Below are 26,095 nucleotides of genomic sequence, written 5' to 3'. Positions count from 1 at the left end.
GCTTACAAAACCAGTGCTTGATCAATCAATATGGCGCAATTCTACTCTCCAAACCGACGTGTGACGACCCGACAAACGATAACTGTGACAGTAAATTCTCTTGATCCCTTTGGTCAGGGGGTTGCACGCGATAAAGGCAAAGCTATTTTTATCCCCGGGGTTCTACCGGGAGAGCAAGCTGAAATTGAGCTGATCGAGCAAAAACGCCAGTATGGTCGCGGTAAACTTAAACGTTTGTTGAACCAATGTAGCGAAAGAGTGGCTCCTCCTTGCCCTCACTTTGGAATTTGTGGAGGCTGTCAGCAGCAGCACGCTTGTAGCCAATTGCAACAAGATAGCAAAGTAGATTCGCTCAGGCGACTGCTGGTGCAGGCAACGGGGGGCTGCCCTGCATTAGACTCGGTTATCTGTGGGCCAGAGTATGGTTATCGGCGGCGGGCGAGGTTGGGGTTGCTCTATCAGCCAAAACAGCAGCGATTACAAATGGGCTTCCATCAAACTGAATCTCACGACTTGGTTAGCATAAAACATTGTCCCGTCCTGCGGCCTGAATTGGAGCGCCTGCTACATCCGCTCTATCAATGTTTATCTGCCTTACAGGCTGTGCGCCGGTTAGGGCATGTGGAACTAGTACTGGCTGATAATGGGCCGTTGCTGGTTTTACGCCACCTTGATACCCTTAATGAGGTAGATCGTGCAGCGCTTACAGATTTTGCTCTGCGGGAGGGGGTTGCCGTTTATCTGGCTGCCGACAGCGAGAATCTGGAAAAACTCTTTGGTGAGGACCCCTATTACCAGATAGACGGTCTACGCTTAGCATTTCATCCACGGGATTTTATTCAGGTCAATGATACGGTCAACCAACAAATGGTGGCTCAGGCTCTGGCATGGCTTGATGTACAACCTGACGAGCGGGTACTGGATCTCTTCTGCGGTATGGGTAATTTTACATTGCCGCTAGCAAAGCGTGCGCGTGAAGTTGTCGGGGTGGAAGGAGTTGCGGAGCTGGTGGCGAATGGGCAGTATAATGCGCAGAACAATGCATTAGCCAACGTGTCATTTTTTCATGAAAATCTGGAATCCGATATCAGTCGTCAGCCGTGGGCGATACAAGGATTCGATAAAGTATTATTAGACCCCGCTCGCGCAGGTGCTGCCGGGGTGATGTCACATATAGTCAAACTGGCGCCAAAGCGGGTGGTGTATGTTTCGTGTAATCCCACTACGCTGGCACGGGATAGTCAGGTGTTGTTAGCCGCCGGTTACCGTCTTGCTCAGGTGCGAATGTTGGATATGTTTCCCCACACCGGGCATCTTGAATCTATGGCGCTGTTCATGCAGGAGCCAGGGGTCGCAAAGTAGGGAGAAGTTATGGTTGCGGTACGAAGTGCACATTTGAATCCGGCGGGTGAGTTTGCTCTCGACGACTGGATCGCCAGCTTGGGGCTTCCTAATCCGCAGTCAGGTGAGCGATTGGCCGAAACCTGGCGTTACTGTGAGCAACAGACGCAAAACCATCCTGATGCCTCGTTATTGTTGTGGCGCGGTCTTGAAATGGTTGAGATTCTTTCCACTCTGAGCATGGATAACGACAGTATGCGCGCGGCGCTACTGTTCCCGCTGGTGGATGCCAATGTGGTGGATGAAACCACCCTGACTGAGCAATTTGGCAAGGGTATCACCTATCTGGTGCATGGCGTGCGTGACATGGACGCTATCCGCCAATTAAAAGCGACTCACAACGACTCCATGAGCTCTGAGCAAGTGGATAACGTGCGCCGTATGCTGCTGGCGATGGTGGAAGATTTTCGCTGCGTGGTCATCAAACTGGCTGAGCGTATTGCTCATTTGCGTGAAGTGAAAGATGCACCGGAAGACGAACGCGTGCTGGCGGCCAAAGAGTGTTCCAATATTTATGCCCCGCTGGCTAACCGCTTGGGTATTGGCCAGATTAAGTGGGAGTTGGAAGACTTCTGCTTCCGCTATCTGCATCCCGATGAATATAAACAAATTGCTAAATTGCTTCATGAGCGTCGTATTGATCGTGAACAATTCATTGATGATTTTGTCGCTTCATTGCACAAAGCAATGGCGGATGAAGGTATCAAAGCTGATATTTATGGCCGACCAAAGCATATCTACAGTATTTGGCGCAAGATGCAGAAAAAGTCGTTGGCCTTCGATGAGTTATTCGATGTGCGCGCTGTGCGAGTGGTCGTCGAGCGTTTGCAGGACTGCTATGCCGCATTGGGGATTGTGCATACTCATTTCCGTCATTTGCCTGATGAGTTTGATGATTACGTCGCTAACCCTAAACCCAATGGCTATCAGTCAATTCATACTGTAGTCCTCGGGCCGCGTGGGAAAACGCTGGAGATTCAGATTCGTACCCGCCAGATGCATGAAGATGCTGAATTGGGGGTTGCCGCCCACTGGAAGTACAAAGAAGGTGCTGTGGCGGCGGGGCGTTCTGGCTATGAAGGGCGCATTGCCTGGTTACGTAAGCTGATTGCCTGGCAGGAAGAGATGGCAGATTCTGGCGAGATGCTGGATGAAGTGCGCAGTCAGGTATTTGACGACCGAGTCTATGTGTTTACCCCGAAAGGCGATGTTATTGATTTACCTGCCGGTTCTACCCCACTCGACTTTGCTTATCATATTCACAGTGATGTGGGGCACCGCTGCATAGGTGCTAAAATCAGTGGCCGAATTGTGCCGTTTACCTATCAGTTACAGATGGGTGATCAGATTGAAATTATCACCCAGAAGCAACCCAACCCAAGCCGTGACTGGCTGAATCCTAACCTCGGTTATGTCACTACTAGTCGTGGGCGATCCAAGATCCATAACTGGTTTAGAAAACAAGATAGAGACAAGAATATTCTTGCTGGCCGGCAGATGCTGGACAACGAATTGGAACATATGGATATCAGCCTAAAAGAGGCTGAGAAGCTGCTAGTTCCGCGCTATAACATGAATTCGATGGATGAAGTGTTGGCGGCCATTGGCGGTGGTGATATTCGTCTGAATCAGATGGTCAACTTCCTGCAAGGCAAGCTGAACAAGCCAACAGCGGAAGAGGCTGATTTAGAGGCATTGCGCCATCTGAATAATAAGCATCAGCCACCACCACGCAACGCCAGCAAAGACAGCGGGCGCATTGTGGTCGAAGGTGTTGGCAATCTGATGCACCATATTGCCCGTTGCTGCCAACCGATTCCCGGTGATGAGATTATTGGTTTTATTACCCAGGGGCGGGGGATATCCATTCATCGTGCTGATTGTGAACAACTGGCTGAATTGCAGTCTCATGCACCAGAGCGGATTGTTGATGCGGTTTGGGGTGAAAGCTACTCCAGTGGCTATTCATTAGTAGTGCGGGTGACCGCCAATGATCGCAGTGGCTTGTTACGTGATATCACCACCATACTGGCGAACGAAAAGGTCAATGTATTAGGGGTTGCCAGCCGCAGCGATACTAAAAAGATGCTCGCTACCATCGATATGGATATCGAGATTTACAACTTGCAGGTGCTGGGCAGGGTGTTAGCCAAGCTGAATCAGTTGCCGGATGTGATAGATGCCCGTCGGCTCCACGGCAATTAAGTTTTTGATCTGGACGGCTACTGCGCTTTGGCATATTGATATTGGGCAGTGCTCGCCCTCCTCACGTACTGCGTGTACGCTCCGGGGGCTGTGCGCTGGCCGCAATCAATCTGCCTGCGCTCGCTACGCCTCGAATTTTAAACAGCAAAAAAGTGAATAAATTGAGATGACCCAGCCAGTAACTACCCCTGATATCACCGCCTTAGCTCTGCAACGTTTGTTGGATATTATGCGTACCTTGCGTGACCCGGAGCACGGCTGTCCGTGGGATCGTAAACAGACGTTTGACACCATCGCTCCCTATACATTAGAAGAAACCTATGAGGTGCTTGACGCGATTCAGCGCAAGGATTTTGATGATTTACGTGATGAACTGGGCGATTTGCTGTTTCAGGTGGTGTTTTATGCCCAAATGGGGCAGGAACAGGGGTTGTTTGCGTTTGATGATGTTTGTCATGCCATCAGCGACAAACTGGAGCGTCGTCACCCGCATGTATTCCCTAATGCTGCGCTAAACGCCACTGACGTAGCGATTGGCAGTGAAGCGGCGCTGGCGGGTTGGGAATCGCGTAAAGCCGAGGAAAGAGCGGAGAAAGCCCTGTATTCGGCACTGGATGATATTCCCGATGCACTACCAGCATTGATGAAAGCCCATAAAATCCAAAAGCGCTGCGCAGTGGTTGGTTTTGATTGGGACACACTTGGTCCGGTTTTGGACAAAGTCTATGAAGAGATCGATGAAGTGATGTTCGAAGCTCGCCAAGCGGTGGTGGATGAAGAAAAACTGGGGGAAGAAATTGGCGATTTGCTGTTTGCTACGGTTAACTTATCTCGTCATTTAGGCCATAAAGCTGAAAATGCCTTACAGGCAGCTAACCGCAAGTTTGAACGTCGTTTTCGTCAGGTAGAACAAATAGTTATGGCATCAGGGAAGAGCATGGAGAGCGCGACGCTGGAAGAAATGGAAGCCGCCTGGCAGCAAGTTAAAAAGCAAGAAACTGAAATTTAAGGTGTTTTAATTCATTTGGCGGATGGTTGTTGGATTTTAATTACGTTAATATATTGAATTATAACGGATAGCAAGACGATGTTCCGTGCGGTTTTGGTAGCGAAAATGGCCACTGGCGCGGAGATAGTTTGTAGCGAAACCAAGGTTCGAGTATACTACTTTCCCGTCTTGGTTCTTCCATCGTCTTTAAACCTAAACTCTCAGGTTAAGCATGACAACTAATTATATTTTTGTGACCGGCGGGGTCGTATCCTCTCTGGGTAAAGGCATTGCCGCAGCCTCTCTGGCGGCTATACTTGAAGCCCGTGGCCTCAACGTTACCATCATGAAACTGGACCCGTACATCAACGTGGATCCGGGCACCATGAGCCCGACTCAACACGGGGAAGTTTTCGTCACCGAAGATGGTGCTGAAACCGATCTGGATTTAGGGCATTACGAGCGTTTCATTCGCACCAAAATGACCCGTCGTAACAACTTCACCACTGGCCGTATCTATTCTGAAGTTCTGCGTAAAGAACGCCGTGGCGACTATCTGGGTGCGACTATCCAGGTTATCCCTCATATTACCAATGCTATCAAAGAGCGCATCATCGAAGGCGGCGAAGGCCACGATGTGGTTTTGGTTGAAATTGGTGGCACCGTGGGCGATATCGAATCCTTGCCATTCCTGGAAGCTATTCGCCAGATGGCAGTTGATGTTGGCCGCGAGCACACGCTTTATATGCATCTGACGTTGGTTCCTTACCTGGCAGCTGCCGGTGAAGTGAAAACTAAGCCAACGCAACATTCGGTAAAAGAGCTACTTTCCATAGGTATTCAGCCAGATGTGCTGATATGCCGTTCTGATCGCGCAGTTCCTGCTAATGAACGGGCCAAAATTGCCTTGTTCTGTAATGTGCCAGAAAAAGCGGTTATCTCCCTAAAAGATGTTGATTCCATTTATAAAATCCCAGGGCTATTGAAATCACAGGGCCTTGACGATTATATTTGTAAACGATTCAGCTTAACTTGTCCTGAAGCAAATCTTGCTGAATGGGAACAGGTATTATACGAAGAGTCGAATCCAGGTGGCGAAGTGACCATCGGGATGATCGGTAAATACGTAGAATTGCCGGATGCTTATAAATCTGTGATTGAAGCACTCAAACACGGTGGGCTGAAAAATCGCCTGACTGTGAACATCAAGCTGATTGATTCGCAAGATGTTGAGACACGCGGCGAAGAGATGCTGAAAGGACTGGATGCTATTCTGATCCCAGGTGGCTTTGGTTACCGTGGTGTGGAAGGCAAGGTTCTGGCAGCGCGTTATGCCCGTGAACACAATATTCCTTATCTGGGTATTTGCCTGGGTATGCAAGTTGCACTGATGGAGTTTGCCCGCAACGTAGCGGGGATGGAAAACGCAAACTCCACCGAATTTGTGCCAGACTGTAAGTATCCGGTGGTTGCATTAATCACCGAATGGCGTGATGAAGACGGCAACGTTGAAGTACGCACGGAAGAGAGCGATTTGGGCGGTACCATGCGGGTGGGTGGGCAACAATGTCACCTGACCGAAGGTAGCCTGGTACGTCAGATGTATGGCGAACCTACCATCGTTGAGCGCCATCGTCATCGCTATGAAGTAAACAACATGTTGTTGAAGCAGATTGAATCCGCCGGGTTACGTGTAGCAGGGCGTTCTGCGGATAACAAACTGGTGGAAATTATTGAGTTACCAAACCACCCGTGGTTTGTAGCTTGTCAGTTCCATCCAGAATTTACTTCGACGCCACGTGATGGTCACCCGTTGTTCGCCGGCTTTGTTAAAGCGGCTGGTGATTATCAGAAGCGCCAGGTGAAATAAAATATTTGGTAGAAGGGGCGGCAGTGATGTCGCCCCCTCTGTCTGGAGTTTTAGTTTAACTTGTACTGAGGAAAATCTAATGTCCAAAATCGTTAAAGTCATCGGTCGCGAAATCATCGACTCCCGTGGTAACCCAACTGTAGAAGCTGAAGTTCATCTGGAAGGCGGTTTTGTTGGTTTGGCTGCGGCACCATCAGGTGCTTCTACCGGTTCCCGTGAAGCACTGGAACTGCGTGACGGTGACAAATCCCGTTTCCTGGGCAAAGGCGTTCTGAAAGCCGTTGCAGCAGTAAATGGCCCAATTGCTCAGGCAGTTATGGGTAAAGATGCTAAAGACCAGGCTAACATCGATAAAATCATGATCGATCTGGATGGTACTGAGAACAAATCCCAGTTTGGTGCTAACGCCATCCTGGCTGTTTCTCTGGCAGCAGCGAAAGCAGCAGCAGCGTCTAAAGGCATGCCTTTGTACGAGCACATTGCTGAACTGAACGGCACCCCAGGCAAATTCTCTATGCCACTGCCTATGATGAACATCATCAACGGCGGCGAACATGCTGATAACAACGTTGATATTCAAGAGTTTATGATTCAGCCAGTAGGCGCGAAAACTCTGAAAGAAGCGGTTCGCATCGGTTCAGAAGTGTTCCATACTTTGGCTAAAGTTCTGAAGTCTAAAGGCATGAGCACTGCGGTAGGCGACGAAGGCGGTTATGCACCAAATCTGGGTTCTAACGCCGAAGCACTGGCTGTTATCGCTGAAGCGGTAAAACAAGCAGGCTACGTGTTGGGCAAAGACGTTACTCTGGCTATGGACTGTGCGGCATCTGAGTTCTACAAAGATGGCAAATATGTTCTGGCTGGCGAAGGCAACAAAGCGTTCACTTCTGAAGAGTTCACTCACTTCCTGGAAGACCTGACCAAACAGTACCCAATCGTCTCCATCGAAGATGGCTTGGACGAATCTGACTGGGCTGGCTTCAAATACCAGACCGAAGTTCTGGGCGACAAAATTCAGCTGGTTGGTGACGACCTGTTTGTAACCAACACCAAGATCCTGAAAGAAGGTATCGAGAAAGGTGTTGCTAACTCTATCTTGATCAAATTCAACCAGATCGGTTCTCTGACCGAAACTCTGGCTGCTATCAAGATGGCGAAAGATGCAGGTTACACCGCGGTTATCTCTCACCGTTCAGGCGAAACCGAAGATGCTACCATTGCCGACCTGGCAGTAGGTACCGCAGCAGGCCAAATCAAAACTGGTTCAATGAGCCGTTCTGACCGTGTTGCTAAATACAACCAGCTTATTCGGATTGAGGAAGCGCTGGGTGACCGCGCACCATTCAACGGTCTGAAAGAAGTGAAAGGCCAGTAATTACTGCGCGTTACCTTCAGTAAAACAGTTTGTTGATAAAGCCCGCCTTAATAGGCGGGCTTTTTTATGGGATATGGCGGGGCAAGCTTCGGTAATATGCTGGCCGTGAGCTGTCATTGTTACAAATTAGCCTGTTATTACCACTTACTTACCTCTGCGGGATTAATCTGAATCTCACCCACCCCACACATCGGCTTCACATCTCTTACACCGCTGCCGTGCAGATAATTCATCACCCGTTATCATTAATGTGTACCCGAATGATTCGACAATAATGCATAAAGGAAGATAACGGATGAAACTGAAATACTTAATGTTGCCAGCGATGCTTTTTACCAGCAGTGTGCTGGCTGCAGGCGTTACTGTGACCATGAACGAAGCACTCCCTGAAGGTAATGGTAAAGCTCTGGGCACGGTGACAGTGACTGAAACACCTTATGGTTTATTGTTCACGCCCAATTTGACCGGGCTGGTGGCGGGGATTCATGGATTCCATCTGCATGAAAACCCAAGTTGTGCACCAGGGCAGAAAGACGGCAAACCCGTGCCAGCCCTTGCTGCTGGCGGCCATTTTGATCCACAAAAAACTGCCGTACACCTTGGCCCTTATAATGACAAAGGGCATCTAGGGGATTTGCCGGGACTGGTTGTGAATGCTGATGGCAGCGCGACTTATCAGGTATTGGCTCCACGGCTGAAATCACTCTCTGAACTGAAGCAGCATGCCCTGATGATCCATGCCGGTGGCGACAACTATGCCGATCATCCAATGCCGTTAGGCGGTGGTGGTGCGCGCATGGCTTGTGGCGTGATTGAGTAATACTCTGATACAGACAAACTGGCAGCATAAGCGTTGCCAGTTTGGTCACAGTCAGAGAATCTGCGATAATCGCCGATTGGCTTGAATGAATATAGAGAAACTGATGCTGTACCCGATTAATGAGATGTTCCAAACCTTGCAAGGCGAGGGTTACTTCACCGGTGTACCGGCGATCTTTGTGCGTTTGCAGGGCTGCCCGGTAGGTTGTAGCTGGTGCGATACCAAACACACTTGGGAAAAGGAAGCCGATCGGGAAGTTGATATGCAGCGTATTATGGTGAAAACTGCCGAAAGTGATGCCTGGGGGGAAGCCAGCGCACAACAGCTATTAGATATTTTCTCTCAGCAGGGATATACCGCACGCCACGTTGTCATCACTGGTGGAGAACCCGCTATTTACGACTTGTTCCCCTTAACCTCATTGTTGGAGCAGGCTGGTTATAGCTGCCAGATTGAAACCAGCGGCACGCATGATGTGCGGTGTTCAGCGACGACCTGGGTGACGGTTTCGCCAAAAGTGAATATGCGCAGTGGCCTGAAAGTATTGCCTCAGGCATTGCAACGCGCCGATGAAATCAAACATCCGGTTGGCCGCATGCGTGATATCGAGGCATTAGAGGCACTGCTTGCCACGCTGGATGACGACAAAAAGCGGATTATTGCGCTACAACCCATCAGCCAGAAAGACGACGCCACTAAGCTCTGTATCGAAATTTGTATTGCCAAGAATTGGCGGTTGTCGATGCAGACGCATAAGTATTTAAATATCGCTTAATCCCCTTCGTCCTTGCCGCCGCAGCCGTGTTGCGGCGCTCATTCACCCAAATCACTTACTCATGTAAGCTCATTGGGATTCATTCACTTGCTGTCTTGCTGCAACATCAATGACTTTGGGGATCGATTTATTCGCCGCGATAAACGCAGCCCGCAGAACAGGTCTCTTTCACCATTACTGCGCTCAGTTCTGGTAGCTGCGGTTTAAGCTGTTGCCAAATCCAACTGGCCAGCACTTCACTGGTCGGGTTTTCCAAACCAGGAATATCATTCAGATAGTAGTGATCCAGTCGTTCCCAAATAGGTTTAAATGCTGCTTTCAGATCAGCAAAATCCATCACCCAGCCGGAGTGATCATCGACTTCACCGGTAACCTCGATACGGACCATAAATGAATGACCGTGCAAACGGCCACACTTATGACCTTCCGCAACATGGGGCAGTCGGTGAGCGGCTTCAAATTGAAAATCTTTAAATAGGGTGGTGCTCATAGTCCTGACCTTATTGACTCAAAAAACCGCCGCATAGTACCGGAAAGCACCTCTGCTGGCTATGAAAGCGCACAACGGGGAGCGCTTCTTGGCCCCTGCCAATCCAGTCTTTTACCCGTAGCTTACTGATTTATATGTAGACGTAGTAAATTAATAGCTTGATATGGGTTAGTGAAAATTTTCTTAATAAGTTGAACACTTTAACTCATATCCATTACCTGAAAAACCGCTTAGTCGTTTTGGTTATTTATTATTTCTATCGCTTCTTTAATTGTTATTATCGGGATGGTTAACCTTACAAACATTAAGAAATATGTGCTGAAAATAGATCGACTGACACTGGCTAAAGCTTAAGGGAATGCGTACTGCAATGACGACTCAGGTTCCTCCTACTTCTTTACTTCCGCTATCGCCGGAGCAGTTAGCCCGCTTACAGGCGGCGGTTGGTGAGTTTTCCCCAACCCAAATGGCATGGTTGTCCGGTTATTTCTGGGGCATGGTTAATCAACAGCCAGGTGTGGCTGCAACCCCAGCGGCAGTGGCTCCGCCAGCGCTGACGATTACCCTTATTTCTGCCTCTCAGACAGGTAATGCACGCCGCTTAGCGGAACAGCTACGTGATGACCTTCTGGCGGCTAAACTTAATGTCAATTTGGTCAATGCGGGTGATTATAAGTTTAAGCAAATTGCACAAGAACGCCTATTAATTATCGTTGCCTCCACTCAGGGCGAAGGTGAACCCGCGGAAGAAGCGGTTGCATTGCACAAATACTTATTCTCTAAAAAAGCGCCTAAGTTGCCGGAAACCGCCTTTGCTGTGTTTGGATTAGGGGACACCTCTTACGAGCACTTTTGCCAAGCAGGTAAAGATTTCGACAGCAAATTGGCGGAACTTGGTGCTCAGCGCTTATTGGATCGTGTCGATGCGGATGTGGAATATCAGGAATCGGCACAGCAGTGGCGTCAGCAGATCGTTGCAGTGTTACAGGCTCGGGTGCCGGCACAATCGGCAACTGCGGCGGCGGTAACTCAAAGTGGTGTCGTGGATGAAATAACGTCCAGCCCATACAGCAAAACGGCACCACTGACCGCGCAATTATCGGTACAGCAGAAAGTGACAGGCCGTAACTCCGAAAAAGATGTCCGCCACATTGAAATAGATTTAGCCGATTCAGGTCTGCGTTACCAACCCGGTGATGCACTGGGGGTCTGGTTTGATAATGACCCGGCCCTGGTAGACGAGCTACTCGCTCTGTTGTGGCTTAAAGGCGACGAACAGGTCAGTGTCGACGGGCAGAATCTGCCACTGGCACAGGCATTGCGCAGCCATTTTGAACTGACACAAAATACGACGCTGATCGTTGATAAGTATGCGGCACTTTCCCGTGATGAGAAGCTGATTGCGCTGCTGGCAGATAAACCGGCGCTGCAACAATATGCCAAAAATACCCCGATCGTTGATATGGTTAGACAAGCCCCGTCTGATCTCAATGCTGATCAGTTGATTGCGCTGTTACGGCCACTGACGCCGCGTTTGTACTCCATTGCTTCCTCACAGGCTGAGACTGAAAACGAAGTACATATCACTGTGGGTGTGGTGCGCTATGACATTGATGGGCGACCACGTACTGGAGGGGCGTCAGGGTATTTGGCTGATCGGCTGGAAGTGGAGGGTGATATTCGTGTCTTTATCGAACATAACGATAACTTCCGCCTGCCTGCTAACCCGGAAACGCCAGTTATCATGATTGGCCCCGGTACCGGTATTGCACCTTTCCGCGCCTTTATGCAACAGCGTGAGGCCGATGGTGCGAGTGGCAAGAATTGGTTGTTCTTTGGCAACCCTCATTTCACCGAGGATTTTCTCTATCAGGTTGAATGGCAGCGCTATGTTAAAGACGGCTTGCTGACCCGCATTGATCTGGCTTGGTCGCGCGATCAGGCCCATAAAATATACGTACAAGACAAACTGCGTGCACAGGGCGCAGAACTGTGGAACTGGATACAACAAGGTGCCCACATTTACGTCTGTGGCGATGCTAACCGCATGGTCAAAGACGTTGAGCAGGTTTTACTGGACGTGGTGGCTCTGCACGGTGCAATGGATACCGAGCAGGCTGATGAATATTTAAGTGAGCTGCGCCTGGCGCGCCGTTATCAGCGGGATGTGTACTGATGAATGAAAAACACCCAGGACCATTAGTCGTTACTGGAAAACTGTCTGATGGCGAACGTATGAAGTCGGAAAGCAATTTCCTGCGTGGGACCATTGCCAAAGACTTGAATGACGGTCTAACGGGTGGTTTCAATGGCGACAACTTCCTGTTAATCCGCTTCCACGGTATGTACCAGCAGGATGACCGTGATATCCGCGCCGAACGCGCCGAGCAGAAGCTGGAACCACGTCATGCCATGATGCTACGTTGCCGCTTGCCGGGGGGGATTATTACCCCACAGCAATGGTTGGGAATTGATAAGTTTGCGGCGGATAACACCTTATACGGCAGTATCCGTATCACCAATCGCCAGACATTCCAGTTCCATGGCATTCTGAAAGGTAATGTTAAACCGGCCCATCAGTTGCTTAATCAATTGGGGCTGGATGCGTTGGCGACGGCAAACGATGTAAACCGTAATGTACTGTGTACGTCGAACCCGGTGGAATCGGTGCTACATCAGGAAGCCTACGAATGGGCGAAAAAGATTTCTGAGCATTTGCTGCCGCGTACTCGCGCTTATGCCGAAATTTGGTTGGATGCGGAAAAAGTGGCGACCACCGATGAGGAGCCGATTCTCGGCGCGACCTATTTACCGCGTAAATTTAAAACCACAGTTGTTATTCCGCCGCAAAATGATGTGGATCTACACGCCAACGATCTCAACTTTGTGGCTGTCGCTGATAAAGGCAAACTGATTGGTTTTAACGTGTTAGTAGGCGGTGGGTTATCCATTGCTCATGGTGATAAGAATACCTATCCCCGTAAAGCGAGTGAATTTGGTTACATTCCGCTGCAACACACGCTGGCTATCGCTGAAGCGGTTGTTACCACGCAGCGGGATTGGGGCAATCGTACTGATCGCAAAAATGCTAAAACCAAATATACGTTGGAGCGAGTAGGGGTAGAAACGTTCAAAGCGGAAGTTGAAAAGCGCGCAGGCGTCAGTTTCGGGGCTATTAAACCTTATCAATTTACTGGTCGTGGCGATCGTATTGGCTGGGTCAAAGGGATCGATAAAAAATGGCATTTAACCCTGTTTATCGAAAATGGCCGTTTGCTAGATTATCCTGGCCGTAGCCTGAAAACCGGTGTGGCAGAAATTGCTAAAATCCATCAGGGTGATTTCCGCTTAACTGCGAATCAGAACCTGATTGTGGCAGGGGTGCCGGAAAAAGATAAAGCCCGTATTGAGGCGCTGGCCCGTGAGCATGGCTTGATGGATGACAGTGTCAGCCCGCAGCGTGAGAACTCCATGGCGTGTGTTTCATTCCCAACCTGCCCATTGGCTATGGCAGAAGCTGAACGCTTCCTGCCAGAGTTTGTTACCCGTATTGAAGGTATTTTGCAGCAACACGGTTTGCCCAATGAACATATTGTGATGCGAGTTACTGGCTGCCCGAACGGCTGTGGCCGTGCTTTATTGGCAGAAGTAGGGCTGGTGGGTAAAGCCGTTGGTCGTTATAACCTGCATCTGGGTGGCAACCGGGAAGGCACTCGGATACCGCGGATGTATCGTGAAAACATCACCGAAGATGAAATTCTGTCAATTACCGATCAGTTGGTTGGGCGCTGGGCAAAAGAGCGCCATGCTGATGAAGGTTTCGGTGACTTTGTGATTCGCGTTGGTGTGATTGCTCCAGTGATTGATTCAGCCCGTGATTTTTATGACGTACAGGAGGCGGTGTGAGCCAATTTAACTTGAGTGAACTTAATGCCCTGCCGAAAGCAGAACAAGCGGCGGCACTGGCACTGGTTAACGGTCAACTTGAGCATTTAACCGCGCAAGAGCGGGTGAGCTGGGCATTGGAAAATCTACCGGGCGAGTTTGTACTTTCTTCCAGCTTTGGTATTCAGGCCGCCGTTTGTTTGCATCTTGTTACGCGGCAACGTTCTGATATTCCAGTAATTCTTACTGATACCGGTTACCTATTCCCAGAAACTTATCAGTTTATTGATGACTTGACTGAGAAGCTTCAACTTAACTTACAGGTATTTCGTGCCCCTCATAGCTCGGCTTGGCAGGAAGCCCGTTACGGTAAATTGTGGGAGCAAGGAGTCGAGGGTATTGAACGTTACAATGACCTGAACAAAGTGGAACCCATGAATCGGGCGTTGGAAACGCTGGGGGCTCAAACGTGGTTTGCTGGTCTTCGCCGTGAACAATCAGGCAGCCGGGCGCAGCTACCGGTGTTAGCCATTCAGCGCGGTGTCTTCAAGTTGCTACCGATTATCGATTGGGACAATCGGCAGATTTACCAATATCTGACTCAAAATGGCCTGAGCTATCACCCTCTTTGGGAACAGGGTTACTTATCGGTTGGGGATACTCATACCACCCGTAAATGGGAACCGGGAATGAGCGAAGAGGAAACTCGCTTCTTTGGTTTGAAACGCGAATGCGGCCTGCATGAAGGCTGAGGCTAATATCAACGCTATTTATAGCCCTGTGAGTGTTACAGCTCAGTGAGTGAAAAGTAGACCGCCCCCGATGGGCGCTCCGGCGATTGATGCGTAACGGCTACACCCAACTGCACGTTCTCCCTTTATTTGAATTTGTCTGTGGTCTGAGGGCGCTGCCTGCGCCCTCATTTTCATTATCTATTAGCTGATGATTCTCTCACGTGCCAATTCAGCCAGAAATTGGCTACGGTTCTTATAACCCCGGTGTGTGGCGATAAACTTATCAATGGCGGTCAGCAGATTTTGCGACATAGTCAGATTGAATTTGACTGCCTTACTTTCATATTTGGCCGGATCAATCTCAACAAACCCCAAAATCCCCCCTTCTTCTTTTAACCGGGGATCCCCAATGTAACGTTGTGGATCTTTCGGGGGCGTGGGTAATGGAAAACCTTCATCCATCAGTGCTTCAATATGAACAGCAAAGGCTTCTTCGGCATTTTTACTGATATCGGCAAAGGTATTGCCAGCAAAGAAACAACCGTCAAAATCGGGAAAATATCCATCTAATCCTTCAGTGGTACTGAAAATAAAAATAGGGTAGATCATGGTTAACTCCCTAAGCGTTTATACCCGTCATCATTCAAACCGTATGTGTGGAGGCGGTTCCCAGTGGGTGATTTCACACCTTCCTGCAACTTGAATGATTTAGGGTATACGGCTTTGTTTAAATCAATTTAATCCCGGCAATCTGCTGAGCCTGCCGCAGAACACCTTTAGATGTATCCTTGCGCGGATGGGGTAGCGTAATGATCTTGCGTACACCCGGTTTGCACATCGTGACATGACTACCGCCATTGGTTTTTTTACAGCCCCTGATTTGCCAGCCCGTATCCTGCAATCGCTTTATTAATTCGCCACTCTCCATGTGACCTCCTGGTGAGTCGCTGGTGGGTATCATACCTACTAGCGAGATTGAGTCAATTAATTATGGGTGCCATACCCACCAAGAGTTATACGTGAAAAGCACGAAAAAGGGCGATCATAATGATCACCCTGACGTTGAATTTATTGGTTTTTATCGGTGTTTTGCGCGAAGTTACGCAAAGCCCATATTATTTTTTATCGGCAGCGAGCGCTTGTATCAGGGGCAACAATATTTTCACACTATCGTGTGAACGTTTACTAATACGACCCGGTAAGTACTTATCCAGATAATTTAAGTTATCTAGCTGGCTTTGATGACGGGTTATACCTTGAGGAAAGTGGCTACTGATGGCCCGTTGCTGACAACCCTCTTTGTTACCCAGGCTGTAGTTGCTTGCTTCGACAGACAACACCGGTAATCCGGCGCTATAGAAGATATTTTTATCCGCCCTACAGGGGGAGCTAATCTGGTTTTTAACTGTGGCGGCAGTAATGCCATACCGACGTGCCAACGCAAGTGCTTGATCCCTTGCAGCAATGGCTGTGGGCTGGTTACTGGCATTAAAATAGAGCCGGTCACCGGTTATCAGACTATCTAAGTTGATCACTAGCAGTGTGTTGGCTTTCTCCGTTTTACTCATTCGTTGCAGATAGTTCTCGGCACCTTGTGCACCTATCTCCTCGGCGCTGAGTGCCACAAAACGCAAATCATAGCGCAATGGTGTGTCTTTCAGATGTTCAGCCAGTTCCAGCATAACGCCGACCCCTGCGGCATTGTCATCGACCCCTTGTAGCGTCAGCCCACCCAGATTCTTATCTAAATCTTTATCACTTTGCGGTGTGTAGGTATCAAAGTGCGCCATGATAATTATCTGTTTCTGGTCATCCGCTTTGCCAGTCACCTGCTTTTTATCGAGAGTTGTCATGTTGCGAGCGGCAATCACCGAGGTGGCAGTCAGTGTGTGCCAGCTTGGTTTACCGTTTTTACTGGTATACAGATAACGGGTATTAAAACCCCGCAGGTTGCTTTGATAACCCATTTGCTGAAAACGGTGGTTGATATACTCAGCAGCCAGTAATTCTGCCGGGCTACCCGCCATACGGCCGGGAAAGTAGGTGCTGATATGGCGGATTTGTTGTTCAGCGATTCGACCAACGGCCTGAGTCGTAGCGGCATGCAACGGTAAGACGGTACTGAAACACAGGGTGAATAGTGCCCACTTTAGGCGACGGCGGGAAAACATACCGAAATATCCTTGTTATAGTCTGGGCCATGCCTCGCAGCATGGACAATACAGCTCTTTCCGGTGCTTAGTATGAAACTGTCTACACCAATAGACAATTTGTATACTTCCTAAAGTGTAGAAATTTTATGTCAGTAAGTAAGAAAATCGCCCTGAGTGCGAATTGGCTAACTTAGCTGCAAGCCATGCTGTTACGCCTATATATCATTATGGAACTTGTAATTACTTTTCGTCATTTCATAAGGCCATGCCCCCCCCCTATAGTCACCCTACGCTTTATCATGTAATTGAAGGACGTTGTGGACTATCTACCTCTATTTGCCGACTTGAAACAGCGCCCAGTATTGGTTGTTGGCGGCGGCGAAGTCGCTGCGCGAAAAATTGATTTACTCCACCGCGCGGGTGCACAGGTGAGGGTAGTGGCACAGACTCTTTCATCTGAACTGGAACAACAGCATCAGGATGGCCGCATTAACTGGCTGGCAAAGGTTTTCTTGCCGGAACAGTTGGATGATGTTTTTTTGGTGATTGCCGCCACGAACGATACCGTGCTGAATGCCGCTGTTTTTACTGCTGCGGATCAGCGACATCTTTTGGCTAACGTGGTTGATGACCAACCCCGCTGCTCGTTTATCTTCCCGTCGATTGTCGATCGCTCCCCTCTGGTGGTGGCTATCTCCTCTGCCGGTCAAGCTCCGGTGCTGGCGCGTTTACTACGTGAGAAGTTAGAGGCCCTGCTACCGGCCAGCCTGAGTGATATGGCCGCCGTTGCCGGGCGCTGGCGTGGTCGGGTTAAACAGCATATCGCCTCGATGGGAGAGCGCCGTCGCTTTTGGGAAAATGCGTTTAGTGGCCGCTTTGCGAGTCTGATTAGCCGTGGTCAGTTAGCCCAAGCCGAAGAGGAATTACAACGAGAGCTGGAGGGGCAGCGCAGCACTCAGGGTGAGGTTGCTTTGGTGGGGGCGGGGCCTGGTTGTGCAGGTTTGCTGACATTACGTGGTCTGCAAGTGATTCAGCAGGCTGATGTGGTGTTATATGACCATTTAGTCAGCCCGGAAGTGTTGGATCTGGTACGGCGTGACGCTGAACGTATCTGTGTCGGCAAACGGGCAGGAGCACACTCGGTAGCACAGGAAGAAACCAATCAATTACTTGTCTCGCTGGCGCAGCAGGGGAAACGGGTAGTGCGGCTGAAAGGCGGTGATCCGTTTATCTTTGGCCGTGGTGGTGAAGAGCTGCAAATGGTGGCGCGTGCGGGCATCGCGTTTCAGGTGGTGCCGGGAGTGACGGCGGCAAGTGGGGCGACAGCCTATGCGGGTATCCCCCTGACGCATCGTGACTATGCTCAGAGCGTAACCTTTATTACCGGGCATTGCCGCGCCGATGGCGATGATTTGGATTGGCAGGCACTGGCTCGAGGCCGCCAAACTTTGGCGATTTATATGGGAACAGTGAAAGCCGCCGAGATTAGCCGTCAGCTCATAGCCCATGGTCGGGCAAGCACCACCCCTGTAGCGGTAATTGGCCGGGGAACCCGTGCTGACCAACAAGTTCTGACGGGCACACTGGCCCAACTGGAATCATTAGCACATCAGGCACCGACCCCAGCACTGCTGGTTATCGGTGAAGTGGTGGATTTACATCACCAAATCGCCTGGTTTGGGCAACAACCACAGACTGAACAGGCTATCAGCCCGTCAGTCGTGAATTTGGCATAAAGGATCTGTTATGGACGAAAAACGACTCACTCATTTGCGGCAATTGGAGGCGGAGAGTATCCATATCATCCGTGAAGTGGCCGCTGAATTCGGTAATCCGGTGATGCTCTATTCTATCGGTAAGGATTCCTCTGTGATGCTGCATTTGGCGCGCAAGGCATTCTTCCCCGGTAATTTGCCATTCCCGTTATTGCATGTGGATACCGGTTGGAAATTTCGCGAGATGTATGAATTTCGCGACCGTACCGCTAAAGCATTTGGCTGCGAGCTACTGGTCCACCGCAACCCGGAAGGGGTAGCGATGGGCATTAACCCGTTTGTTCACGGCAGCGCCAAACACACTGATATCATGAAAACCGAAGGCTTGAAGCAAGCGCTGAACAAATACGGTTTTGATGCTGCATTTGGTGGCGCCCGGCGTGACGAAGAGAAATCCCGCGCCAAAGAGCGTATTTATTCGTTCCGTGACCGCTTCCATCGCTGGGATCCAAAAAATCAGCGCCCGGAACTGTGGCACAACTACAACGGCCAAATTAACAAAGGCGAAAGTATCCGCGTGTTCCCGCTGTCCAACTGGACTGAGCTGGATATTTGGCAATATATCTTCTTGGAAAAAATCGACATTGTTCCACTGTATCTGGCAAAGCCTCGTCCGGTGGTTGAGCGTGATGGCATGTTACTGATGGTGGATGACGACCGAATTGATTTACAACCGGGTGAAGTCATTACTCAGAAGATGGTGCGTTTTCGCACCTTGGGCTGTTGGCCATTGACTGGCGCGGTAGAGTCCGAGGCTGAAACTTTACCTGCCATCATCGAAGAGATGCTTATCTCTACTACCAGTGAACGCCAGGGTCGAATGATCGACCGTGACCAATCCGGCTCGATGGAGCTTAAAAAGCGTCAGGGATATTTCTGAGGAGCGCCCAATGAGCACGAAATTACAAGATCAGCCCGTTGTTGATGAGCTGCCAGTTTCAGAGAACAAATCGATGATTTTACAAAACACCTCTATCGCCCAGCAGATTGCCAACGAGGGGGGAGTAGAAGCTTACCTGCATGCCCAACAGCATAAAACGATGTTGCGTTTTCTGACCTGCGGCAGTGTGGATGACGGTAAGAGCACCCTGATTGGGCGTTTACTGCATGATACCCGCCAAATCTATGAAGATCAGTTATCAACGCTGCACACTGACAGTAAACGTATTGGCACTCAGGGTGAAAAATTGGATTTGGCGTTATTGGTTGATGGCTTGCAGGCCGAGCGTGAGCAGGGCATCACCATTGATGTGGCTTATCGCTATTTCTCAACCGAGAAACGCAAATTTATCATCGCAGATACGCCTGGGCATGAGCAATACACCCGCAATATGGCGACCGGGGCTTCTACCTGCGATCTGGCGATTTTGTTGATCGATGCCCGCAAAGGGGTGTTGGATCAAACTCGCCGTCACAGCTTTATCGCTACATTGCTGGGGATCCGCCATTTGGTAGTGGCGGTGAATAAGATGGATTTGGTGGAATATCAGGAAAGCGTCTTCGAACAATTTAAAGAAGATTACCTGAGTTTTGCCGAGCAATTACCCACGGATCTCGACATCAAGTTTGTCCCTCTATCTGCGCTGGATGGCGATAATGTGGCATCACCGAGCGAGAAAATGAATTGGTATTCCGGCCCGACACTACTGGAAGTGCTGGAAAGTGTTGATGTGGTCAATGCCAGCCGGCAGCAGCCGCTGCGCTTCCCGGTGCAGTATGTTAACCGGCCAAACCTGGATTTTCGTGGTTATTCTGGCACCTTGTCTGCCGGTGTGGTGCGCGTTGGGCAGAGAGTAAAAGTGCTGCCGTCCGGTGTGGAATCAAGTGTGGCGCGCATTGTTACTTTTGATGGTGACTTGGAGCAAGCCATCCCTGGCGAAGCCATAACCTTGGTGCTGACTGATGAAGTGGATATCAGCCGTGGCGATTTATTGGTTGATGCCAGTGAAACCTTAACAGCGGCGCAAAATGCGCTGGTGGATGTGGTGTGGATGGCGGAACAGCCGTTAGTGGCTGGACAAAGTTATGACATCAAAGTAGCGGGGAAAAAGACCCGTGCGCGGGTGGAAAATATTCAATATCAGGTGGAAATCAACTCATTGACCCAGCGGGTAGTTGACAGCCTGCCGCTTAATGGTATTGGTTTGGTTGAACTGGCATTTGATGAACCGCTGGTGCTCGACAGCTATCAACGCAACCGGGATACCGGTGGCATGATCTTTATTGATCGGCTGACTAATGTCACTGTTGGTGCGGGGTTAATCCGCGAAACGCTGGCGTCGGTTTATCAGGAAAATACTGAATTCAGTACGTTTGAGCTAGAACTGAATGCTTTGGTTCGCCGCCATTTCCCACACTGGGGCGCGCGTGATCTGTTAGGGGGTAAATAACTTGTACGCCGATCCGTTGAAAACGCATGATGTTAATGAATCGGGCGCTCTGCCAACTGATGAGAATATCATCTGGCATCCCCATGCGGTGACCCGAGAGGATCGGGAGCAACAGCATGGGCACCAAGGGGTGGTGCTGTGGTTTACCGGTTTATCTGGCTCAGGGAAATCTACCCTTGCCGGTGCGCTGGAACAGGCACTGTTTGCTCGCGGTGTTAGCACTTACTTACTGGATGGCGACAATGTGCGCCATGGTTTATGCCGTGATTTGGGTTTTTCTGATACTGACCGGCGCGAGAATATTCGTCGCGTCGGGGAGGTGGCCAAACTGATGGTAGATGCCGGGTTGGTGGTGCTGACGGCGTTTATCTCACCTCATCGGGCTGAGCGGGAAATGGTGCGCGATATGTTGGCATCAGGCCAGTTTATTGAGGTATTTGTCGATACACCGTTGGCTATTTGTGAGGCCCGTGACCCTAAAGGTTTGTACAAAAAAGCCCGTGCTGGCGAGCTGAAAAATTTTACTGGCATCGACTCTATTTATGAATCACCCGAACACGCTGATATTCATTTGCCGGGTGAACAATTAGTAACAAATTTGATTGAACAATTGTTAGACGTACTGCGTGGTCGAGCTATTATCAAATCCTAAATGATACCCTTTGTACTTGAAGCTACAGGGCCGTTAGCTGCACGCATTCACCCGAATCACTTGACTGTGTAAGCGCATCGGGATGTATTAGCTTGCTGCCTACCTGTAACGCTAATTACGCTGGGTATCTATACTAATGGCTATCGGCAAAACGCCCTTAGAGCGTGCTGGTAAACTGTGCCCACAGGATTGCTATGCAGAATATCACCCAAATTATTATCGACGAACAGCGGGAAAGGGAGGAGCCGTCATACTCCTTTCTCGGTGGCGTTACAGGCTTTGTTTTCTATTGGCTGGCGTTTGCGATACCTTTCTTTGTCTATGGTCCCAATACCGTCTTCTTCCTGCTGTACACTTGGCCGTTCTTTCTGGCCCTGATGCCGGTTTCAGTGTTGGTAGGTATTGCCTTGAGTGTGTTATCGCGCGGTAATCTCTTATTTACCATTGGTGGGAGTGGTATTGCAGTATTGTGTTTATTCTGGATGCTGTTTTCATTTCTTACTGGTTGGTGAGCAAATCGGCGGGCTATTCGGTTTCACCTGATAATAACCCGCTTCAATTTGTAACATCTTCAATGGGTAACCGTTTACCCTTGCGCTGAAAGCACCTTACTGAGAAATGCCTGAGTTCGCGGATTAGTAGGGGCGGTAAAGATTTTTTCCGGTTGCCCCTCTTCCTGTATCACCCCTTGATCAATAAACAGCACCCGGTCGGCCACATCTCGGGCAAAGCCCATTTCATGAGTCACTACCACCATGGTCATCCCTTCCAGTGCTAATGCTTTCATCACCGCTAGCACTTCACCGACTAACTCCGGGTCCAGTGCTGAAGTCGGTTCGTCAAACAACATGATTTTAGGTTCCATTGCCAAGGCTCGGGCAATGGCAACGCGTTGCTGTTGACCGCCAGAAAGACTGCTGGGATAGGCATCAATCTTATCGAGTAATCCCACCTTGCGTAACAACAATTCAGCCCGTTCTATGGCTTGTGCTCGTGGCAGCTTTTTAACATCCATAGGTGCCATGGTTAGGTTTTCCAACACCGTCATATGAGGGAAGAGATTAAAACGTTGGAACACCATGCCGACACTTTCGCGCATCCGGTTGAGATCGGTTTTCGGCTTATGGATCTCAAAACCATTAACGGTTATTTCTCCCCCGGATAACGTCTCCAACGCATTAATACAGCGCAAAAAGGTGCTTTTACCCGAACCGGATGGGCCAATGATGCAAACCACTTCTTTTGGCTGAATATCGCAAGAAATGCCACGCAACACATGGGTTTCGCCAAATTGTTTTTGTAGGTTATGTACGTGAATCACTTTTACCGAACCTCTTTTCCATATGCCGCACTAATAGCGAAAGTAAGAATGTGATAACCCAATAAACCAGTGAGATAGTCAGGTAGGGTTCCCAATAAGTCGCATAGGCACCAGAAACGGTGCGAGCAGCATAGGCTAAGTCAGCCAGGCCAATCGCAGAGGCCAGCGATGAATCTTTTACGATAGCGATGGCATTGTTACCCAGTGGCGGTAACATCCGGCGGAAAGCCTGAGGCAGAATAACCTTGCGCATCGTTTTGCCGTAGCTCATTCCCAATGAGCGCGAGGCTTCCATCTGGCCGCGATCAATTGACTGAATACCCGCGCGGAAAATCTCAGAAACATAAGCACCCGCGTTCAGCGTGATAGCCACGACACAGGATAAAAAAGCACCGTAATCTGAGCGCAGCATTCTGGCAAAATCAGAAGACATAATGCCATTGGTGACCAGAATGCCATCCCGTGGGTTAATAAACAGTGGCACCAGCGCGAAATGCACCACCATTATCTGCACAAATAAGGGGGTGCCGCGAATAGCACTAATATAGATGCGTACTGGCCATTGAACGAAATAGTACAATACTGGCTTCCAGATACCGTGAGGCGCTTGCGCCAGACGGCCCAGACCGAGGGTTAACCCCCAGGTTGTGCCCAAAATCACACAGATAATGGTGCACTTAATTGTCATCCAGGCACCGTCCATAAACAGTGGGGCGTATTCCTGAATGATTTCCCAACGAAATCCTGACATAGGGTGATCCGGTCAATCAAGCCACCGCGCATTCACGCAGCGGTGGCGTATATAAGAAAGGGTTATTTTGCTGGCTGGGTTGCGGCTGGCAGTGTTGGTACCTGTGCATCAAACCATTTTTCATAGATTTTGGCGTAAGTGCCGTCAGCAATGATTTTCTGCAAACCACTGTTGATTTTGGTGCGCAATTCTTCATTACCTTTCGCCACCGCAATACCGAAATATTGGCGCTCAAACTTGGTATCGGAAACCAGTTCAAATTCTTTTTCCGGGTGAGTTTTCAGGTAGAACTTGGCGACACCTACATCACCTACGGCGGCAGCGATGCCATCTTCGTAGAGTTCTTGCAGCATCAGTGGCGTGTTATCAAAGCGTTTGATCGCAGTGCTGTTTTTACCCAGAACATCGGATACCACGATGTCGCCGGTGCTTGAGTTCACCACGCCAACATTCAGATCTTTCAGTGCCGCAATGGAATCAACTTTAGAGCCTTTAGCCACGACGATAGTTTGTTCGGCAGGGAAATAAGGATCTGAAAAATCAACCATTTGTTTACGTTTATCGGTAATGGTGATACCCGAAATGATGATATCGCGATCACCGGAGCCTAATGTGGCAAAAATCCCTTCCCAAGGCGTATTCACCAATTTGACCTGAAAACCTTCAGCTTTACCGATAGCTTTGATGATATCTATATCAAAACCTTCCAGTTGTTTTTGGCTATTTTCATACTCAAATGGGCGGTAGGTACCACCGGAACCGACAACATAAGTCGGCTCGGCTGCAACAACGCTACCCGCAGACAATACGGCGGCCAGACAAGTTCCGACCAGCATTAAACGTTTAAACATGTGAATCTCCCGGTAAAAAGTAGCAACGAGTTAAGGTACATTTTTTATTTATGCAGTTTGAGTGCATAAAAATAAACTTTTATACATATAAACTCAACTGTAATGGGGTTTATTTGTTTTTGACGAGATTAAATATGCATTTTTAACTTGAGTGTTGGTATAAGCTAATGCCAAAAACAGTTTTTGCAGTGTTTATCTCTGCATGATTTGCAGGGGGGCAATAAGAGGTAGTGACAGCAGGACTTACCGTGCACTCAAAACCAGCAACTAATGACATTTTGTAGATTTGCATGGTATTTTTGCCGGAAATCATCCTTAATCTGAGCTTTATGACCTATTTCCTTCACAGAGTGGAGTCCGACGAAAAGTTGTGGGATGATTATACCCGTCATACTTCAAGTTGCATGTGTGTTGGCTGTCTTCGTTCACCCCAGTCACTTACTTGTGTAAGCTCCTGAGGACTCGCTCAGTTGCTGCCTTCCTGCAACTCGAATTATTTACGGTATAGGCAGTTTTTCAGGGGGCGGGAATGGGAAAACTTACACTACTATTGCTGATTTTACTTGGCTGGCTACAGTATTCACTGTGGTTGGGCAAGAATGGTGTTCATGATTTTGTTCGGGTTAAGGATGACGTGGCGCTGCAAGAGGCCAATAACGGCAAACTTAAAGCTCGGAACGATCAGCTATTTGCTGAAATTGATGATTTAAATGGTGGTCAAGAGGCTATCGAAGAACGCGCACGTAACGAACTGGGCATGATCAAGCCTGGCGAAAGTTTCTATCGTCTGGTTCCTGACCAATCCAGACGTAATGCGGGTATCCCTTCGTCGTCAAATAACGCGCAATAATAAATAATGAGTAATTTTGCAGTTTCCCTTCCTGATATCATTGCGGTATTACCGGCTGCAGGTATTGGCAGCCGTATGCAGGCTGATTGCCCTAAACAGTATTTAACTGTGGCTGGCAAGACAATCATTGAACATGCTATTTTTTCTTTGCTTCGGCATCCACGTGTCCAGCGGATTATTGTGGCAATACATCCTCAGGATACGCAGTTTTCAACGTTACCTATTGCGCAGGACCCGCGGATCACGCTTGTTCACGGTGGTGAGCAGCGGGCTGATTCGGTGATGGCTGGCTTACAATGTGCAGGGCAGACTGAGTGGGTGCTGGTTCATGATGCGGCTCGTCCTTGTTTGCATCTCGATGACCTTGAAAGGTTGTTGTCGATTATCGACCATAGCCATGTCGGGGGTATTCTGGCAGCACCAGTACGTGACACCATGAAGCGCAGTGAGGCCGTTGTCCAAATTGGCGATCATCCGGCCATTGCCCATACTGTAGATCGTCAAGCGCTGTGGCATGCCCTGACACCTCAACTTTTCCCGCTTGAGTTATTAAAAACATGCTTGGCCCGCGCCTTGCGCGAAGGGGCGGTGGTCACTGATGAAGCTTCTGCATTAGAACATTGCGGCTATCATCCGATATTAGTGTCTGGTCGTTCGGATAATATCAAAGTGACGCGCCCTGAAGATCTGGCCTTGGCCGAGTTTTATTTAACCCAACGTCAATAGCCCAATTAATGGGTGTTGCAGCCAGTAAATTCCAGCAGGCTTGGCCCAGTCATTGTGATTCTGGTGAGTAAGAGCGGCTAATG

Annotated in this window: 24 protein-coding genes; 17 read left to right on the top strand and 7 right to left on the bottom strand. The window is 49.3% G+C overall.

Going from position 1 to position 26,095, the window contains the following annotated elements:
* Positions 1-30: 30 nt before the first annotated feature.
* The 7 genes from rlmD (at position 31) to queE (ending at position 9,434) form a co-directional block, all read left to right on the top strand.
* A complete protein-coding gene (rlmD, locus tag V1955_RS18180; protein WP_420070876.1) occupies positions 31-1,362 on the top strand; it encodes a 23S rRNA (uracil(1939)-C(5))-methyltransferase RlmD in 1,332 nt (443 codons plus the stop codon).
* Between the two features lie 9 nt (positions 1,363-1,371).
* Positions 1,372-3,606, top strand: coding sequence for a GTP diphosphokinase (gene relA, locus V1955_RS18175; RefSeq protein ID WP_083160425.1), 2,235 nt, complete (start codon positions 1,372-1,374; stop codon positions 3,604-3,606).
* 166 nt (positions 3,607-3,772) lie between these two features.
* Positions 3,773-4,615, top strand: coding sequence for a nucleoside triphosphate pyrophosphohydrolase (gene mazG / locus V1955_RS18170; protein WP_083160423.1), 843 nt, complete (start codon positions 3,773-3,775; stop codon positions 4,613-4,615).
* A 211-nt stretch (positions 4,616-4,826) separates the two neighbouring features.
* Entirely contained in the window at positions 4,827-6,464 is a 1,638-nt protein-coding gene (gene pyrG / locus V1955_RS18165; RefSeq protein ID WP_083160421.1) for a glutamine hydrolyzing CTP synthase, read from the top strand.
* Positions 6,465-6,543: 79 nt separating this feature from the next.
* Positions 6,544-7,839, top strand: a complete 1,296-nt coding sequence (gene eno / locus V1955_RS18160) for a phosphopyruvate hydratase (RefSeq protein WP_050086475.1) — start codon at positions 6,544-6,546, stop codon at positions 7,837-7,839.
* A 295-nt stretch (positions 7,840-8,134) separates the two neighbouring features.
* Positions 8,135-8,659, top strand: a complete 525-nt coding sequence (sodC, locus tag V1955_RS18155) for a superoxide dismutase family protein (protein WP_083160419.1) — start codon at positions 8,135-8,137, stop codon at positions 8,657-8,659.
* A 103-nt stretch (positions 8,660-8,762) separates the two neighbouring features.
* A complete protein-coding gene (gene queE / locus V1955_RS18150) occupies positions 8,763-9,434 on the top strand; it encodes a 7-carboxy-7-deazaguanine synthase QueE (protein ID WP_083160417.1) in 672 nt (223 codons plus the stop codon).
* Between the two features lie 127 nt (positions 9,435-9,561).
* On the opposite strand, the gene queD is transcribed toward queE, so the two are convergent.
* Positions 9,562-9,924 (bottom strand): 6-carboxytetrahydropterin synthase QueD, encoded by a 363-nt coding sequence (gene queD, locus V1955_RS18145; RefSeq protein ID WP_083160413.1) that lies wholly within the window; start codon positions 9,922-9,924, stop codon positions 9,562-9,564.
* A 370-nt stretch (positions 9,925-10,294) separates the two neighbouring features.
* Here queD and cysJ point away from each other — a divergent pair, with 370 nt between their 5' ends.
* The 3 genes from cysJ to V1955_RS18130 are packed head-to-tail and all read left to right on the top strand — an operon-like array spanning position 10,295 to position 14,561.
* Positions 10,295-12,100, top strand: a complete 1,806-nt coding sequence (gene cysJ, locus V1955_RS18140; protein WP_442821459.1) for an NADPH-dependent assimilatory sulfite reductase flavoprotein subunit — start codon at positions 10,295-10,297, stop codon at positions 12,098-12,100.
* A complete protein-coding gene (cysI, locus tag V1955_RS18135; protein ID WP_372568701.1) occupies positions 12,100-13,830 on the top strand; it encodes an assimilatory sulfite reductase (NADPH) hemoprotein subunit in 1,731 nt (576 codons plus the stop codon). The genes cysJ and cysI overlap by 1 nt, the downstream gene beginning before the upstream one ends.
* Positions 13,827-14,561 carry a phosphoadenylyl-sulfate reductase gene (locus V1955_RS18130; protein WP_372568702.1) on the top strand — a complete coding sequence of 245 codons (735 nt, stop codon included), beginning with the start codon at positions 13,827-13,829 and terminating at the stop codon, positions 14,559-14,561. Before cysI ends, V1955_RS18130 begins: the two co-directional genes overlap by 4 nt.
* 183 nt (positions 14,562-14,744) lie before the next feature.
* On the opposite strand, the gene V1955_RS18125 is transcribed toward V1955_RS18130, so the two are convergent.
* The 3 genes from V1955_RS18125 to V1955_RS18115 all read right to left on the bottom strand — a co-directional run bounded on the left by V1955_RS18125 (position 14,745) and on the right by V1955_RS18115 (position 16,714).
* The gene (locus V1955_RS18125; protein ID WP_442821249.1) at positions 14,745-15,152 is read right to left on the bottom strand and encodes a type II toxin-antitoxin system HicB family antitoxin; all 408 of its coding nucleotides are present in this window, start codon (positions 15,150-15,152) and stop codon (positions 14,745-14,747) included.
* A 118-nt stretch (positions 15,153-15,270) separates the two neighbouring features.
* The gene (locus V1955_RS18120; protein WP_005181624.1) at positions 15,271-15,471 is read right to left on the bottom strand and encodes a type II toxin-antitoxin system HicA family toxin; all 201 of its coding nucleotides are present in this window, start codon (positions 15,469-15,471) and stop codon (positions 15,271-15,273) included.
* Positions 15,472-15,658: 187 nt separating this feature from the next.
* Positions 15,659-16,714 (bottom strand): aminopeptidase, encoded by a 1,056-nt coding sequence (locus V1955_RS18115; protein ID WP_372568703.1) that lies wholly within the window; start codon positions 16,712-16,714, stop codon positions 15,659-15,661.
* 299 nt (positions 16,715-17,013) lie between these two features.
* Here V1955_RS18115 and cysG point away from each other — a divergent pair, with 299 nt between their 5' ends.
* The 5 genes from cysG (at position 17,014) to V1955_RS18090 (ending at position 22,025) form a co-directional block, all read left to right on the top strand.
* Positions 17,014-18,432 carry a siroheme synthase CysG gene (gene cysG / locus V1955_RS18110; RefSeq protein ID WP_442821248.1) on the top strand — a complete coding sequence of 473 codons (1,419 nt, stop codon included), beginning with the start codon at positions 17,014-17,016 and terminating at the stop codon, positions 18,430-18,432.
* 10 nt (positions 18,433-18,442) lie between these two features.
* Positions 18,443-19,351, top strand: coding sequence for a sulfate adenylyltransferase subunit CysD (gene cysD, locus V1955_RS18105; protein WP_004706274.1), 909 nt, complete (start codon positions 18,443-18,445; stop codon positions 19,349-19,351).
* A gap of 10 nt (positions 19,352-19,361) precedes the next feature.
* Positions 19,362-20,861 (top strand): sulfate adenylyltransferase subunit CysN, encoded by a 1,500-nt coding sequence (cysN, locus tag V1955_RS18100; RefSeq protein WP_193784722.1) that lies wholly within the window; start codon positions 19,362-19,364, stop codon positions 20,859-20,861.
* Position 20,862: 1 nt separating this feature from the next.
* The gene (gene cysC, locus V1955_RS18095; protein ID WP_442821247.1) at positions 20,863-21,513 is read left to right on the top strand and encodes an adenylyl-sulfate kinase; all 651 of its coding nucleotides are present in this window, start codon (positions 20,863-20,865) and stop codon (positions 21,511-21,513) included.
* 194 nt (positions 21,514-21,707) lie between these two features.
* Positions 21,708-22,025: a DUF3561 family protein gene (locus V1955_RS18090; protein WP_083160403.1), complete on the top strand. Its 318-nt coding sequence runs from the start codon at positions 21,708-21,710 to the stop codon at positions 22,023-22,025.
* A 74-nt stretch (positions 22,026-22,099) separates the two neighbouring features.
* Here the strand turns inward: V1955_RS18090 and V1955_RS18085 are convergent, their stop codons facing one another.
* The 3 genes from V1955_RS18085 to V1955_RS18075 all read right to left on the bottom strand — a co-directional run bounded on the left by V1955_RS18085 (position 22,100) and on the right by V1955_RS18075 (position 24,436).
* Positions 22,100-22,834, bottom strand: coding sequence for an amino acid ABC transporter ATP-binding protein (locus V1955_RS18085; RefSeq protein WP_083160401.1), 735 nt, complete (start codon positions 22,832-22,834; stop codon positions 22,100-22,102).
* Entirely contained in the window at positions 22,818-23,585 is a 768-nt protein-coding gene (locus tag V1955_RS18080; RefSeq protein ID WP_005181636.1) for an amino acid ABC transporter permease, read from the bottom strand. The genes V1955_RS18085 and V1955_RS18080 overlap by 17 nt, the downstream gene beginning before the upstream one ends.
* A gap of 62 nt (positions 23,586-23,647) precedes the next feature.
* A complete protein-coding gene (locus V1955_RS18075; protein ID WP_083160399.1) occupies positions 23,648-24,436 on the bottom strand; it encodes a basic amino acid ABC transporter substrate-binding protein in 789 nt (262 codons plus the stop codon).
* 529 nt (positions 24,437-24,965) lie between these two features.
* On the opposite strand from V1955_RS18075, the gene ftsB reads away from it, so the two are divergent.
* A complete protein-coding gene (gene ftsB / locus V1955_RS18070) occupies positions 24,966-25,286 on the top strand; it encodes a cell division protein FtsB (RefSeq protein WP_083160397.1) in 321 nt (106 codons plus the stop codon).
* A gap of 6 nt (positions 25,287-25,292) precedes the next feature.
* On the top strand, positions 25,293-26,012 hold the full coding sequence (gene ispD, locus V1955_RS18065; RefSeq protein ID WP_372568706.1) for a 2-C-methyl-D-erythritol 4-phosphate cytidylyltransferase: 720 nt from the start codon (positions 25,293-25,295) through the stop codon (positions 26,010-26,012).
* The last annotated feature ends 83 nt before the right edge of the window (positions 26,013-26,095 follow it).

It is taken from the genome of Yersinia sp. 2545 StPb PI (assembly GCF_052217125.1).
Lineage (GTDB): Bacteria > Pseudomonadota > Gammaproteobacteria > Enterobacterales > Enterobacteriaceae > Yersinia > Yersinia enterocolitica_E.
Note: the sequence above shows the minus strand (reverse complement) of the source record. Positions and strands in the feature narration are given on the sequence as shown.

Bases quoted from the DNA above. Each gene is read 5' to 3' on its own strand.
- sodC (WP_083160419.1), top strand. From the start codon at position 8,135: ATGAAACTGAAATACTTAATGTTGCCAGCGATGCTTTTTACCAGCAGT.
- pyrG (WP_083160421.1), top strand. From the start codon at position 4,827: ATGACAACTAATTATATTTTTGTGACCGGCGGGGTCGTATCCTCTCTG.
- V1955_RS18075 (WP_083160399.1), bottom strand. From the start codon at position 24,436: ATGTTTAAACGTTTAATGCTGGTCGGAACTTGTCTGGCCGCCGTATTG.
- cysI (WP_372568701.1), top strand. From the start codon at position 12,100: ATGAATGAAAAACACCCAGGACCATTAGTCGTTACTGGAAAACTGTCT.
- ftsB (WP_083160397.1), top strand. From the start codon at position 24,966: ATGGGAAAACTTACACTACTATTGCTGATTTTACTTGGCTGGCTACAG.
- ispD (WP_372568706.1), top strand. From the start codon at position 25,293: ATGAGTAATTTTGCAGTTTCCCTTCCTGATATCATTGCGGTATTACCG.
- queD (WP_083160413.1), bottom strand. From the start codon at position 9,924: ATGAGCACCACCCTATTTAAAGATTTTCAATTTGAAGCCGCTCACCGA.
- cysD (WP_004706274.1), top strand. From the start codon at position 18,443: ATGGACGAAAAACGACTCACTCATTTGCGGCAATTGGAGGCGGAGAGT.
- rlmD (WP_420070876.1), top strand. From the start codon at position 31: ATGGCGCAATTCTACTCTCCAAACCGACGTGTGACGACCCGACAAACG.
- cysN (WP_193784722.1), top strand. From the start codon at position 19,362: ATGAGCACGAAATTACAAGATCAGCCCGTTGTTGATGAGCTGCCAGTT.
- queE (WP_083160417.1), top strand. From the start codon at position 8,763: ATGCTGTACCCGATTAATGAGATGTTCCAAACCTTGCAAGGCGAGGGT.
- V1955_RS18115 (WP_372568703.1), bottom strand. From the start codon at position 16,714: ATGTTTTCCCGCCGTCGCCTAAAGTGGGCACTATTCACCCTGTGTTTC.
- V1955_RS18080 (WP_005181636.1), bottom strand. From the start codon at position 23,585: ATGTCAGGATTTCGTTGGGAAATCATTCAGGAATACGCCCCACTGTTT.
- V1955_RS18120 (WP_005181624.1), bottom strand. From the start codon at position 15,471: ATGGAGAGTGGCGAATTAATAAAGCGATTGCAGGATACGGGCTGGCAA.
- cysJ (WP_442821459.1), top strand. From the start codon at position 10,295: ATGACGACTCAGGTTCCTCCTACTTCTTTACTTCCGCTATCGCCGGAG.
- eno (WP_050086475.1), top strand. From the start codon at position 6,544: ATGTCCAAAATCGTTAAAGTCATCGGTCGCGAAATCATCGACTCCCGT.
- mazG (WP_083160423.1), top strand. From the start codon at position 3,773: ATGACCCAGCCAGTAACTACCCCTGATATCACCGCCTTAGCTCTGCAA.
- V1955_RS18090 (WP_083160403.1), top strand. From the start codon at position 21,708: ATGCAGAATATCACCCAAATTATTATCGACGAACAGCGGGAAAGGGAG.
- relA (WP_083160425.1), top strand. From the start codon at position 1,372: ATGGTTGCGGTACGAAGTGCACATTTGAATCCGGCGGGTGAGTTTGCT.
- V1955_RS18125 (WP_442821249.1), bottom strand. From the start codon at position 15,152: ATGATCTACCCTATTTTTATTTTCAGTACCACTGAAGGATTAGATGGA.